The sequence below is a fragment of the Cognatishimia sp. SS12 genome (assembly GCF_028369055.1).
GTDB lineage: Bacteria > Pseudomonadota > Alphaproteobacteria > Rhodobacterales > Rhodobacteraceae > Cognatishimia.
The window spans coordinates 194,226-207,707 of the sequence record NZ_JAQNCZ010000001.1; the positions used below are offsets into that span (position 1 = coordinate 194,226).

General features: G+C 59.2%; 12 protein-coding genes and 1 tRNA gene. 8 read left to right on the plus strand and 5 right to left on the minus strand.

Annotated features, from left to right (window positions below):
- Window positions 1-24 precede the first annotated feature (24 nt).
- Window positions 25-1,083: an AraC family transcriptional regulator gene (locus N6L24_RS00935; protein ID WP_271842769.1), complete on the plus strand. Its 1,059-nt coding sequence runs from the start codon at window positions 25-27 to the stop codon at window positions 1,081-1,083.
- A gap of 93 nt (window positions 1,084-1,176) precedes the next feature.
- On the opposite strand, the gene N6L24_RS00940 is transcribed toward N6L24_RS00935, so the two are convergent.
- Window positions 1,177-1,263: transfer RNA gene (locus N6L24_RS00940), tRNA-Leu, on the minus strand.
- Between the two features lie 206 nt (window positions 1,264-1,469).
- Between N6L24_RS00940 and lipB the strand changes: the two genes are divergently transcribed.
- Window positions 1,470-2,117: a lipoyl(octanoyl) transferase LipB gene (gene lipB, locus N6L24_RS00945; protein ID WP_271842770.1), complete on the plus strand. Its 648-nt coding sequence runs from the start codon at window positions 1,470-1,472 to the stop codon at window positions 2,115-2,117.
- Between the two features lie 90 nt (window positions 2,118-2,207).
- Complete coding sequence (locus tag N6L24_RS00950) at window positions 2,208-2,669, plus strand: c-type cytochrome (protein WP_271842771.1); 462 nt, start codon at window positions 2,208-2,210, stop codon at window positions 2,667-2,669.
- Window positions 2,670-2,745: 76 nt separating this feature from the next.
- Here the strand turns inward: N6L24_RS00950 and N6L24_RS00955 are convergent, their stop codons facing one another.
- Complete coding sequence (locus N6L24_RS00955; RefSeq protein WP_271842772.1) at window positions 2,746-4,230, minus strand: inorganic phosphate transporter; 1,485 nt, start codon at window positions 4,228-4,230, stop codon at window positions 2,746-2,748.
- 122 nt (window positions 4,231-4,352) lie between these two features.
- Window positions 4,353-4,766 carry an NUDIX hydrolase gene (locus N6L24_RS00960; protein ID WP_271842773.1) on the minus strand — a complete coding sequence of 138 codons (414 nt, stop codon included), beginning with the start codon at window positions 4,764-4,766 and terminating at the stop codon, window positions 4,353-4,355.
- A 255-nt stretch (window positions 4,767-5,021) separates the two neighbouring features.
- Between N6L24_RS00960 and N6L24_RS00965 the strand changes: the two genes are divergently transcribed.
- The 3 genes from N6L24_RS00965 to N6L24_RS00975 all read left to right on the plus strand — a co-directional run bounded on the left by N6L24_RS00965 (window position 5,022) and on the right by N6L24_RS00975 (window position 9,218).
- Window positions 5,022-6,641 (plus strand): tetratricopeptide repeat-containing sulfotransferase family protein, encoded by a 1,620-nt coding sequence (locus N6L24_RS00965; RefSeq protein ID WP_271842774.1) that lies wholly within the window; start codon window positions 5,022-5,024, stop codon window positions 6,639-6,641.
- 259 nt (window positions 6,642-6,900) lie between these two features.
- Window positions 6,901-8,580, plus strand: coding sequence for a cytochrome c oxidase subunit I (gene ctaD / locus N6L24_RS00970; protein WP_271842775.1), 1,680 nt, complete (start codon window positions 6,901-6,903; stop codon window positions 8,578-8,580).
- A 143-nt stretch (window positions 8,581-8,723) separates the two neighbouring features.
- Window positions 8,724-9,218, plus strand: a complete 495-nt coding sequence (locus N6L24_RS00975) for a DUF2244 domain-containing protein (protein ID WP_271842776.1) — start codon at window positions 8,724-8,726, stop codon at window positions 9,216-9,218.
- 249 nt (window positions 9,219-9,467) lie between these two features.
- Here the strand turns inward: N6L24_RS00975 and N6L24_RS00980 are convergent, their stop codons facing one another.
- Entirely contained in the window at window positions 9,468-10,526 is a 1,059-nt protein-coding gene (locus N6L24_RS00980; RefSeq protein WP_271842777.1) for an Mrp/NBP35 family ATP-binding protein, read from the minus strand.
- Window positions 10,527-10,749: 223 nt separating this feature from the next.
- Between N6L24_RS00980 and N6L24_RS00985 the strand changes: the two genes are divergently transcribed.
- On the plus strand, window positions 10,750-10,965 hold the full coding sequence (locus tag N6L24_RS00985) for a DUF1127 domain-containing protein (protein ID WP_271842778.1): 216 nt from the start codon (window positions 10,750-10,752) through the stop codon (window positions 10,963-10,965).
- Between the two features lie 536 nt (window positions 10,966-11,501).
- The gene (locus N6L24_RS00990) at window positions 11,502-12,521 is read left to right on the plus strand and encodes a DUF2235 domain-containing protein (RefSeq protein WP_271843450.1); all 1,020 of its coding nucleotides are present in this window, start codon (window positions 11,502-11,504) and stop codon (window positions 12,519-12,521) included.
- A gap of 5 nt (window positions 12,522-12,526) precedes the next feature.
- On the opposite strand, the gene metF is transcribed toward N6L24_RS00990, so the two are convergent.
- The gene (gene metF, locus N6L24_RS00995) at window positions 12,527-13,396 is read right to left on the minus strand and encodes a methylenetetrahydrofolate reductase [NAD(P)H] (protein ID WP_271842779.1); all 870 of its coding nucleotides are present in this window, start codon (window positions 13,394-13,396) and stop codon (window positions 12,527-12,529) included.
- Window positions 13,397-13,482 lie beyond the last annotated feature (86 nt).

Genomic DNA, 13,482 nt, shown 5'->3' on the forward strand with positions numbered 1-13,482 from the left:
TAATCCTTATGATATCGCATTTATATGCCAGATGATGCCAACATAATTGCCAAAACTGACAAACTGCGGGGAGGGGCATCAGACTGGGCGACCCTGCCTGTGGCGTTTCTGGAGGATTGGTTCACCGCGCTTGAGCGCTGTTGCGGCCCTGCGGGCTGCGCTGCGCTGTTGGCGCAAAACGGCATTATACGGGGACAACCGCACAGCCGGGTCAGCCGCGATCAAATTGTGCAGCTTTACCAGCAGGCGGCGGTGCATTCGGGCGATGAAATGATGGGCCTCTGGAGCAGGCCAATCCGTGCCGGCGCGCTGAAACAGCTATGTACAACGGTCATGGCAGCGCGGCAGATGCGTGGTGCGCTCTATCGCTTTTCGCAGTTCTGGAACCTTTTGCTTGATGATTTTGAACTGCACCTTGACGACACCGCAGAGGGGCTGCGCCTGCGCCTGCTGCCGCGCGGGGCCGCTGTTCCGCAGCGCTTTGGCCATATGCTGATTTTGAAACTGACCCATGGCGTGGCCTCCTGGCTTGCCGGGCAGGAATTGCCGCTCGCACGGGTGTCTTTGGCCTTCCCTGCGCCGGAGTTCGCGCGCGATTACGCCATCCTCTTTCCGGGGCCAGTGTCATTCGGGGCCGGAGCCAGTGAAATTATATTTGCCCCTGGATTTGCTGATCTGCCCATCGCACGCCATCGCGGCGAGATGGATGCCTTTTTGGCGCGGGCACCTCGGGATTGGATTTTCACCCAATCGGTGAGTCACTCGCTGGCGCTGAAGGTGCGCGGGCTGATCGAGCTTGAAGAGGGCGGGCGGCAGACGCTGGAGGCCATGGCCGCGCATCTCAATATGACGCCGCGCACCCTGATGCGCCGTCTTGCGGATGTTGGTACGTCATTTCAGGATATCAAAGACGGGCTGCGCCGTGATCTGGCGTTGCGAAAGCTGGGGGTCGAGCGAATATCCATTCCGCAAACTGCCGCGGAGCTGGGCTTTGGCTCAGAAGCCAGCTTCCACCGCGCCTTCAAACGCTGGACCGGTCATACGCCGGGGGTGTATCGGCGGGGGGATACCAACAGGGGCTGAAACGGCCGGGCCGCCCGAACGGGCTGCATCAGCTTTGCCGCGCAAGGGTATGAAATATATATGAATGCATGGATTTCACATCAAAGTGTGAAATGGTGCGGTCGAGAAGACTCGAACTTCCACTCCGGTTAAAGAACAACGACCTCAACGTTGCGCGTCTACCAATTCCGCCACGACCGCACATGACTGGTGTGGGGGTCTATAACGGCTCGCAAAATGGATGTGAAGCGCAAAAAAACACCTTGGCGGGAAAATAATGTGCCGGCGGTCAGGACGCTGGCGCGGTTGACATTGCGGGGGGCGGACATCATTGCTGCCAATTGCATCACTTGGCGGGCGCATCACCTGATTGGCGCATAAGGAGGCCGGGGCATCCCGGATCGATCATGGTAGACTGGATCATCAGCGACGGGCTGACCGATTATGACGACGCGGTGACTTTTATGGAGGCGCGGGCTGAGGCCATTCGCGCCGGGACCGCCCAAGAATGCGTCTGGCTGGTCGAGCATCCGCCGCTCTATACCGCGGGGACCTCTGCCAAACCTGCGGATCTGACGGACCCGGATCGCTTTCCCGTCTACCAAAGCAAACGCGGCGGTCAGTATACTTATCATGGGCCCGGGCAACGGGTGGCCTATGTGATGCTGGATGTGGGCGCGCGCGGCAAGGATGTGCGCGCTTTTGTCCATCAGTTGGAATCCTGGGTGATCGCAACGCTAGAGCGGTTTAACGTCAAGGGGGAAATCCGCGAGGGGCGGGTGGGCGTCTGGGTCACGCGACCTGACAAACCATTGACCGTGACCGGCGCGGTGGCCGAGGACAAAGTGGCCGCCATTGGCATCCGCCTGCGCAAATGGGTTTCGTTCCACGGGGTATCGATCAATGTGGAACCAGACCTGAGTCATTTCACCGGCATTGTGCCCTGCGGCATCACCGAGCATGGCGTGACCTCGCTTGTCGATCTTGGTCTGCCGGTCACGATGGATGACGTGGATGTTGCGCTAAAAGCCGCGTTTGAGGACACTTTCGGCTAGCGACCGCCCACGGCTTTTTGACGCATTGCGTTTGGCGCGCGCAGGGACGATGTTGTCGCTGAACGCGCATTTCAAACGCATGAGGCACTCATGAAAATCATAGCACTGGCTGCATTGGCGGTTTCGGTTGTCGCCAGCCCTCTCTGGGCAGAGGGTGACATCGACGCAGGCAAAAAGGCCTTTGGCAAATGCAAATCCTGCCACTCGGTAATTGCACCGGATGGTGCCGTCTTGGAAAAAGGCGGCAAAACCGGGCCGAACCTCTTTGCGGTCGTGGGCAGCCCTGCGGCAAGCAAGGATTTCAAATATTCCAAAACCCTCAAGGCCGCAGCCGAAGCCGGGTTGATCTGGGACGAAGCCGCGCTGGCGGCCTATGTGGCGGATCCGCGCGGCTATCTCAAAGAGCTGGGCACAGACGGCAAGACCAAGATGACTTTTAAGCTGAAGAAAGGCGGCGCTGATGTCGCGGCTTTCCTGGCATCGCTGGCGCCCGCCCCAGAGGTCGAAGTTGAGGTCGAGGCAGACGGCGCGGCAGAGGCCACCACCGACTGAGCTGTCTTGATATTTGGAACAAAAAAAGGACGCGGCCTGTTCAGGCTGCGTCCTTTGTGTTTGGGATGGACCTCATTTAGGTCAGCGTGTTCAGCAGCATAAAGATGATGCCTGACAGCAGCGCAGCGGCGGGCACGGTGATGACCCAAGCCGCGGCAATGGTCATGAAATGCGAGCGACGCACCAATTTGCGGCGGCGGCGTTCTTCGCGCGAAAATTGCTGGCGGTCTGGCAATGCCCGCCGCGCCTGTTTGATGCGGCGCTCTGTGTACCATTCGCGGAAAAAGCCGACACCAAAGACCCCGCCAACCGCGATATGAGTTGAGCTGACAGGCAAGCCCAGCCAACTGGCGATAATCACGGTGATCGCGGCCGACAGCGCGACGCAGTAGGCGCGCATTGGGTTCAGTTTGGTGATCTGGTTGCCGACCATGCGGATCAGCTTTGGCCCAAACAAGAACAGACCAAAGGAAATACCAAAGGCACCAATCAACATCACCCAGAGCGGGATGCTGACCGCCGCGAGGAAATCGCCTGTGCCCGACGCTTGCACAATCGCGGCCAGCGGGCCAACCGCATTGGCCACGTCATTTGCGCCATGGGCAAAGCTCAGCAGTGCGGCAGAGACCACAAGCGGCACGCCAAACAGCACTTTTAGCGATTTGTTACGGTTCTCCAGCCCCTCAGATTGCCGTTTGATCACCGGAATGGTCAGCGCCCAGACGGCGACGGCAGCGGCAGCGCCGATCAGCAGCGCGGTCTGCAGGTCGATCTTGACGATTTTTTTCAGGCCTTTGATGGCCAGATAGGAGGCAAACGCCCCTGCCATGATGCCTACAAGCACCGGCACCCATTTGCGCGCCGCGGCGATTTTGTCGTCTTGGTAAACAATGCGCGCCTTGATGAACCAAAGAAACCCGGCCGCGATCAGACCGCCAAGCACGGGTGAAATCACCCAGCTGGCGGCAATCGTACCCATTGTGCCCCAGCTCACGGCACCAAAGCCTGCCGCGGCAATGCCTGCGCCCATCACGCCGCCCACAACCGAATGGGTGGTAGAGACCGGCGCGCCGACCCATGTGGCAAGGTTGACCCAGAGCGCCGCCGCCAAAAGCGCGGCCATCATGGCCCAGATAAAGGTGGCCGTGTCGCCCAATGCCGTTGGGTCGATGATTCCTTTGGCAATGGTTTTGACAACGTCCCCGCCGGCCAGCAACGCGCCTGCGCTTTCAAAGATGGCGGCGATGGCAATGGCCCCAGCCATGCTGAGTGCGCCAGCGCCCACAGCCGGGCCCATGTTGTTGGCCACGTCATTGGCCCCGATGTTGAGCGCCATATAGGCCCCAAAGGCGGCGGCGATGACAACGATAAAGCCGTTGCTTGTCTGGCCAAAGAACAGTGCAGCCACCAAAGCGGCCAGCGCGATGAACACCAAGGCAATGCCGCCGCCAATGATCGGGCGCGCGGCGAAGGATGTCGCTTGCTCTAGGCTGGACAGACGCCCAAGGTCACGGTCCAGCGTTTCAAGGTGACGAACGTCCTGATTGGAATGGTCTGACATAGGTAAGGTCCCCAATTGCTTGCGCATCGCTTAGGGGCCTTGCGGGGCTATTGCAACAGATTTGTAACGGTTTTGTAACGGCCGCACCCTGCGTCATCGGCGAGGGCGTTCAGCGCTTGTTGTTAGAATGCGCGCAAAAGCTCTTTGAGTTCAGGTTCATGCACCAGATTGGCGGCCTCTTCAGGGCTGACCCATTTGCGGTTGCGCTCGTGCGCTTCGGGGAATTCATCGGCCAGCTCTTTGACCTTCACCGGGAATACCAGCGTTTCCACCGGCTGCGGCCAGCCCATGGATTTGGTCTTAAAGTAGCGATATTGCCCAAGTGGGTCTTTCTGGGTTTCGCCGCGGCGTACCCCGGCCTCTTCCCAGGCCTCAACTAGCGCCGCTTCGGCAGAGCCTTTGCCGCGCATCGGCCAGCCTTTGGGGATAATCCAACGCCCAGTGCCACGGCTGGTCACAACCAGAACTTTGCGCCCCTTGTCGCTGTCACGATAGCACAGCGCCGCAACCTGCAATCGGCGCGGACGTTGAACCATGGGGCGGATAAATTCCCCCCAAACCGTTTTAAGTGGCTTAAGCACTGACGATGCCTCGATGTCTTTTTTTCTCCAGATACCTTATTTTACTAGCGATTAAAAGGGTAGGGCGGCGGCTGGATTAAAGGACGTTAACCCTGCAGGGCGCTGGCGGGCTTTCTGGGCGATCCGCCGTTGACGCGCAAGGGCGGCGATTTATGCTGAGGTCAGATCAACGGGCAATTGGCCCGCGATTTCGATTGCAAAGGATCACAAATGCCGCCCGCACTTTCTGCTGACAAACTTATGACCCGCGCCAAACAGGCGACCAAAGCAGAAGACTGGGTGGAGGCACATGCCAATTATCAGGCGGTACTGGCGCGGTTTCCGGGCAACAAACGTGCGCGACAAGGGCTGGAGGCGCTGCGCCTTCCTGCGTTGCCCGCGCTGCTGAAGAAGGCCAAAGAAGGGCAAGCCGCGAGCAATTGGAGCCTGGTTGAGCAGCAGCTCGCGACAGCCCATGCCCTGGCCCCTGACCTTAGCCAGATCGGTGTGGCCTATGCGAGTGCCCTGATCGAAAACAGCAAACCCATCAAGGCGCTCAGCATTACAGATGAGGTTCTGGCGCGCTTTCCGCAGGAAACGGCAGCCATGATGAGCAAGTCGCTCTGCCTGCATGAATTGGACCGCCCGGCCGAAGCGTCGGCCATCCTGACCGAACTTGATGCTCTGATGCCGGATGCCGCCCCGGTGCTCAACTTGTTGGGCCTTGTGGCCCGCTCGCAGGGGCGCAAGGACGAAGCAGCGGCGTATTTCCGTCGCGCCATTGCATTGCAGCCCAATAATGCCGCGTTTCATCGGCATTTGTCGCTGGTCCTGGATTATAAGAACACCCCGGAAAATGCCGCGCATATCCGCGAGATGAAAGCCGCGCTGGCCGCAAATGGTGCGGGCAGCGCCGATGCCGCGCCGCTGCATTTTTCGCTGTTCCGGGCGCTTGACAGTCTTGGGGATCACGACAGTGCCTTTGCGCATCTGGCGCAGGGCAATAAGCTCGTCAAAGACAGCAAAGGCTATGATTTCAAATCAGACGCCGTGGTCGCCGCGGTCAGCAAAACACTTTTTGCGGCACCGCTGCCAGCGCCGGACATGGCCGAGGTGCGGCAGGCCAAGCGGCGGCAGATATTTGTGCTGGGGCTGCCGCGCACCGGGACAACTTTGGTGGAGCGCACGCTCTCGCGCGCTGCGGGCACGCAGGCCTGCGGCGAGCTGATGATTGTGCATCACGCCGTGACCGCGCTGCTGCATGAGGTGAGCAGCCGCAAGAATTCGGTCATCACTCAGGCCGATTTTGACGCGCTGCGTCAGGAATTGCTGACCGGGTTTGACGCCATTTCCAACGGCAACCCGGTGATGATCGACAAGATGCCGCTGAATTTCCGCTGGCTTGGCTATATTTGCACCGCGCTGCCCGAGGCGCAGATTGTGCATATCAACCGCGATCCAATGGCCGTGGCCTGGTCGCTCTACAAGCATCTGTTCTCGCGCGACGGCAACCGTTTTATCTATGACATTGCTGATATCGCCCGCTTTATGGTGCTGCATCGCGACCTGATGGACCATTGGCGCAAAGTCTGCCCGGGGCGTATCCATGATGTGAATTACGCCGATCTGGTGGCCGATCAGCGCAGCACCACTGAGGCGCTGGCCACCGCCACCGGCCTAGAATGGACCGAAGACTGGCTGAGCCCGGAGAAAGCCACCAACCACGTGCGCACCGCAAGTGTGATCCAGGTGCAAAAGCCGGTGTATTCCGGCAGTGACCAGGCCTGGCGCGCGTATGAAAGCCACCTTGGCCCCTTGCGCGATGCGCTGACGCAGGCTGGAATTCTGTAAATCCCGAATTCCGTGCAAGTCAAAGTGTCGCGCTTTGCACGTTGCGCTTACGTCCTTTAGGGCGAATTCGCGGCCATTTGGTTCGTGAACGCCCGGATTTTACCCCCAGAAGTCCCCCAATGCCGCCTCACGCGGCATTTTTTCTTGATCTGCGTCAAAGACGGTCATTGCCGCGCCTCACGTTGCACTCTAAAACGTGCAGGAATCCGCGCGTGAGGTGACTCCCGCGCCAATCATGCACTTCAACAGGAGGCGACGCATGGCAGACGCAGCCATTCACGGCCACGAGCACGAGGACAACCGAGGGTTCTTTACCCGCTGGTTCATGTCCACGAACCACAAAGACATCGGTCTTCTTTATCTTATTGTATCCGCAGTTGTCGGCCTGATCGCCGTCGCGCTGACTGTTGGTATGCGTCTGGAGCTCATGGAGCCGGGCGTACAATATATGTGCCAAGAGGGCAGCCGCTTCCTGTCGCTTGGGGCCACCACCGAAGGCTGTACGCCAAACGGGCACCTCTGGAACGTCTTTATCACCTATCACGGTGTGCTGATGATGTTCTTTGTTGTCATTCCGGCGCTCTTCGGGGGCTTTGGCAACTTCTTTATGCCGCTGCAAATCGGCGCGCCGGACATGGCCTTCCCGCGTCTGAACAACCTGAGCTTCTGGCTGTATGTCTGCGGGACCTCGCTGGGTGTTGCGTCGATGTTTGCACCGGGCGGCAACGGTCAGCTTGGCTCCGGCGTTGGCTGGGTTCTCTACCCGCCGCTCTCCACCACCGAAGCGGGTATGTCGATGGATCTGGCGATCTTCGCGGTGCACGTGTCTGGTGCGTCGTCGATCCTGGGTGCGATCAACATCATCACCACATTCCTGAACATGCGTGCCCCTGGCATGACCCTGTTCAAAGTGCCGCTGTTTTCCTGGTCGATCTTTGTCACCGGCTGGCTGATCCTGCTGGCGCTGCCTGTTCTGGCGGGCGCGATCACCATGTTGCTGACAGATCGTAACTTTGGCACAACCTTCTTTGATCCAGCTGGCGGCGGCGACCCGGTGCTTTATCAACACATCCTGTGGTTCTTTGGCCACCCGGAAGTGTACATCGTGATCCTGCCGGGCTTTGGTATCATCAGCCACGTGATTGCGACCTTCGCGCGCAAGCCGGTCTTTGGCTACCTGCCAATGGTCTGGGCGATCATCGCAATCGGCGCGCTGGGCTTTGTTGTCTGGGCGCACCACATGTACACCGTTGGCATGAGCCTCAGCCAGCAGTCCTACTTCATGATGGCGACCATGGTGATCGCGGTGCCGACCGGGGTTAAGATCTTCTCGTGGATCGCGACCATGTGGGGCGGCTCGATCGAGTTTAAGGCACCGATGCTCTTTGCCTTCGGCTTCCTGATCCTCTTTACCATGGGCGGCGTGACCGGCATCGTTCTGTCGCAAGCCTCTGTGGACCGCGCTTATCACGACACCTACTACGTTGTGGCGCACTTCCATTATGTGATGAGCTTGGGTGCGGTCTTTGCGATCTTCGCGGGCGTCTATTTCTACTTTGGTAAGATGACCGGCCGTCACTACCCTGAGATGGCAGCAAAGATCCACTTCTGGCTGTTCTTCATCGGCGCGAACCTGACCTTCTTCCCACAGCACTTCTTGGGTCGTCAGGGCATGCCACGCCGCTACATCGACTATCCGGAAGCCTTCGCTTACTGGAACAAGATCAGCTCTTACGGTGCGTTCCTGTCCTTTGCGTCCTTCCTGTTCTTCTTCGGCATCGTGTTCTACGCGCTGTTCAAGGGCAAGAAAGTGACCGAGAACAACTATTGGAACGAATATGCCGACACGTTGGAATGGACCCTGCCATGCCCACCGCCAGAGCATACTTTCGAAATCCTGCCCAAGCAGGAAGACTGGGACAAAGGCCACGCGCACTAATCCCGATCTGATGGATCACCAAAGAGGCCCCGGATCAAAGGATCCGGGGCCTTTTTTATTTTTGCAGAGGCGCAGAGGCACCACAGCCCGCTGGTTCTTCCAAAGAAATGCGGCCCTGTGCGCGCCATCCAGAAAAGGTCACGATGCCCTATCATTGGAACACAGATGCGCATGACCCCGTGGTGTTGACCCTCACGGCGCACCGCTCATTGCCACCGCGCGGTTTCGCGGCGGTGATCCTGGGGGCGTCGGCGATGATCGCATTGCCGCTGCTGGGCTTGCTGGGCACCAGCCACCTTTGGCGCATGCTGCCGTTTCTTGCGCTGGCCATTGTAGCGCTATGGGTGGCGCTGCGCCGGTCCTACCGCGATGGCACCGAACGCGAGCGGCTGGAGCGTCATGGCGATGTGCTGACGCTGACGCATATGCCCGTCAGGGGGGCGTCCAAACGCTGGGAGTGCAATATCTATTGGGCCCGCGCCGAGATGCACGCCACGGGCGGTCCTGTACCGCAGTATATCACCCTGTCGGGCGGCGCGCGCACCGTAGAGATCGGACGGTTTTTGTCCGAAGAAGAGCGCGTTGCGCTGTTTAAAGAGCTGTCCGGCTATTTGGCGCGGCCCGGAACGCCCGGTTGAACCGCCGCGAAGCGCTTGATTCGACCCCTCTGGTCTCATTTACCGCGAGTTACGCAAGACGATCGGTGGTGTTCAGCTCTGAAATTGCACAAAAAATTGGCAATTCAGCCGCGTTCACAACACTGTGACCACCTCATGCTGCGGTGCGGCGTCAGCTTTGTCGCCCGAAATTCGCAGTGTTGAGCAAAAAAAACGACGCTCAGGCGCGTCGTTTTTCGGGTGGATTTCAGGAACGCGGGGCAGGGGGGATCAGACGATCCCGCCTTTGATCAGACCGGTGGCAATGCGGGCATAAGCCTCGGCCATCGGGCCGTCGCCGGCGGCGATGGGCGTGCCGGAATCTCCGGCGAGCCGGGTCTCAAGATCAATGGGCAAGGCGCCCAAAAGCGGTACGCCCAGTTTCTCGGCTTCGGCGGCGACACCGCCATGACCAAAGATATGTTCTTCGTGTCCGCACTTGCTGCAGACATGTGTGGACATGTTTTCGATCATGCCCAGGATCGGCGTCTTGAGCGCGCCAAACATGTCGATCGCCTTGCGCGCATCCAGCAGCGCAACGTCCTGCGGGGTGCTGACCAGAATGGCCCCGGTAAGATCGGCCTTTTGGCACAGTGTCAGCTGCACATCACCCGTGCCGGGCGGCAGGTCGACAATCAGCACGTCAAGTTCGCCCCATTCCACCTGGCCCAGCATCTGTTGCAGCGCCCCCATCAACATGGGGCCGCGCCAAACAACCGCCTTGTCGGGATCTAGCATGAAGCCAATCGACATAAGTGTAACCCCATGAGATTGGAGGGGAATAATGGTTTTTCCGTCGGGGGAAGAGGGGCGTTTCTGGATGCCCATCATACGGGGTTGCGACGGACCATAAATGTCCGCATCCAAGAGGCCGACCTTGCGGCCTTGTTTGGCCAGCGCGACGGCCAGATTGCTGGAAACGGTGGATTTACCCACGCCGCCTTTGCCCGAACCGACCGCAATAATGCGTTTCACCCCGGCGATTTTCAGCGGGCCGTCCTGCGGTTTTGGGTGGCCGCCGACCTTCAGGCTTGGCGGGGCTTTTTCCTCATGCGCGGTCAAGGCGGCGGTCACTTTGCCCACACCCGGAACTTGCCCAACCACCTGTTCACACGCGCGGCGTAGGCCTTCCATCTGGCGGGCGATGTCGGGGCTGGGGGCCTCAATCACAAAGCGCACCTGATCCCCGTCGATCGTCAGCGCCCGGATCATGTCACGGCTGATCAGATCTCCGCCGCCGGGCAGCCCCAGGCTGGCCAGCGCTGTTTTGACATCACTTTCAGATACCATTGGTCAGGCTCTCCTCAGCTCGTGCAGGTTTCAGACACACCTAAGCAATCCTGCCAGGCAATGAAACCACACAAATGATCCGCCCTGCAAAATTCGCAGAGCGACGTTAGCGCTATTCAATTTCTGCATAGCAGCATTGCAATGGTGGTCGTTGTGCGACTGCAGCAATTTAATATATCTCTGAGGCAACAGAGACGAAGACGACGAACAGAAAGAGATCACGATGGCATACGCAGCACATTACTCGGCGAACACGGCAGCAACTGCACCACGCGCCGCTTCCATGCTGACCAAATTGATCGAGAAGTTTGGCCAGTACCGCCTCTACAAACAGACCGTGGCAGAACTGTCCATGTTGTCCAACCGCGACCTGGCCGATCTCGGCATCAGCCGCAGCGGCATCAAGGGCCTGGCACTGGAAACGGTCTACGGCAAGTAATTTAGTTTCGGATGGTCTTCCTCCTCCCTGACCATCCGACGATAGCGGCGGCATCCTCCTCCTCCCTGATGCCGTCGCAATAACAACCGGGCCGCAAGGCCCACGACATTCGAAGGCCTCGTCCTCCTCCCTAGAGGCCTTTGATGCAAGACCGGTGGCGCTCTCCTCCTCCCTGCGTCACCGGACCTGAACAACGGATCGAATGATCCAGACATGCAGATGGCCTCTCCTCCTCCCTGGCCGGATGCTGAAAAGAACGGTGGTGCCCTTCCTCCTCCCTGGCACCACCGTTTTTTTATGCCTTCTTGATGGCGCGTCTTCGGCACACAATCGTCGCAACCCTGCCGGGTCGCGGTGCAAAACTGCGCGCAGGGCCCTGAAACAAAGCGTCACATGAATTTGCGCGGCTTTGACCTGATCGCAACGCATCTTCGCGCTATGTTATGATGAGGAGCGGGCATGAAACGGAGGTAGAGCTGTCCAAAATGAAATGGCCAAGGTTCACGAAAAAGCTGCAGGCATTGTTCCGGCGCAAAATGACGGGGCCGCGCAAGGATTCCGCGCAGCAGCGCGGGCCTCAGACTCATGTGATCATATTGGACGGCACCATGTCGTCGCTGGCAGCGGGGATGGAAACCAATGCCGGGCAGGCCTATCGACTGGTCAGCGAGGTCGCGCCGCAGGTGTCGCTGTATTACGAGGCGGGCGTGCAATTTACCAAATGGCGTGACGCCCCTGACGTGATGATGGGGCGCGGCATCAATCGCCAGATCCGTCGGGCGTATGGGTTTCTGGCCTCGCGCTATCGGCCCGGCGACCGAATTTTCCTTTTTGGGTATTCACGAGGCGCCTTTGCGGTGCGCTCTTTGGCTGGCGTGATTGACCGCGTTGGTCTGCTGGAGCCGACTCATGCCACTGAACGCAATGTCCGGCAGGCGTATCGGCATTATGAATGTGCCCCCGATAGTGATGCGGCGCGGGCGTTTTCAGACGCTTATTGCCATGAAACCATAGAAATCGAGATGATCGGTGTTTGGGATACCGTCAAGGCGCTGGGGGTGCGCTTGCCAGTCATCTGGCGGGTTTCCGAGCGCAAACATGATTTTCACAACCACCATTTGGGGGATGTGATCAAACACGGGTTTCACGCGCTGGCGCTTGATGAAACCCGCAGCGCCTATACGCCCATTCTCTGGGAATGCCGAGAAGGCTGGGCCGGCAAGGCGGAACAGGTCTGGTTTCGCGGCACCCATGGCGATGTTGGCGGCCATCTGGATGGGGTCGAGGCCGCGCGCCCTCTGGCCAATATTCCGCTTGTCTGGATGCTGGGTCGCGCTGAAACCTGTGGTTTGCCTTTGCCCCGGGATTGGCGCGGGCGCTTCCCATTGGATGTGACCGCCCCCTCGATTGGCACCTGGCGCGGCTGGGGCAAACTCTTTCTTTTGCGTGGCAAACGCAAAGTTGGCGCGGATCGCTCTGAATCGATTCACGAAACCGCTTTGGCCTATCCGGGCCGCCGCCGCCGCGCACGCTGGTTTCTGCGCAAACAGACCTGACGCGGTCAGGCCACCGAATTCAGCGCGGGCTTGCCCGCAGGCACACCCAAGGCACGGCACACATCCAGCGTCAGCTTGGCTTTGTTCAGCGGATAAAAATGCAGAACATCCACGCCTTCGGCCATCAGCTTGTTACACAGATCAATGCAAAGCTCGGTCGCCAGCTTCTCTTGGCTGCCATCCAGCGCGGCGCGGGCAAAAGCCTCTTCCATCCAACCGGGAATGCTTGCGCCGCAGCGCTTGGCAAAATTGCGCGCGCCTTTCCAGTTTTCAATCGGCAGAATACCCGGAATGACCGGCGCAGTGATGCCCGCCTTTTCGCAGCGATCACGGAAGCGCAGAAATACTTCTGGTTCAAAAAAGAACTGTGTCAGCGCCTCGGATGCGCCGGCATCCATCTTGGCCTTAAGCCAGCGAACATCCGCATCTGCGTCTTTGGCCTCAGGGTGTTTTTCGGGATAGGCCCCAACGCGGATTGTGAATTGGCCTGAATCGGCCAGCGCTTCGATCAGATCAACCGAACTGGCAAAGCCGTTCGGATGGGCCTGAAATGCGCCGGTTCCCTTGGGGGGATCACCGCGCAGGGCGACGATGTCTTTAACTCCGGCGTCAAAGAATTCTTTTGCGATTTCCAGCGTTTCCGCGCGGGTGGAGCCCACGCAGGTCAGATGCGCGGCCACTTTCAGGCCGCTGGCCTTGTGCAGGGTGGCCACGGTGTCGCGCGTCAGCTCGCGCGTGCTGCCGCCGGCACCATAGGTGACAGACACAAAGCGCGGCTCAAGCGGTGACAGCGCTTGAACGCTATCCCAAAGGCGAAAGGCCCCTTCAAGGTTCTTGGGCGGCAGGAATTCGAGCGAAATACGCGGGGCAGTCATGAATTGAAGTCCTATTTCTGAGTTGTCCCCTTGTGGCACGCGCGGGGTTGTGAGAAAACTTCATAATACTCAACAACAATATGAGT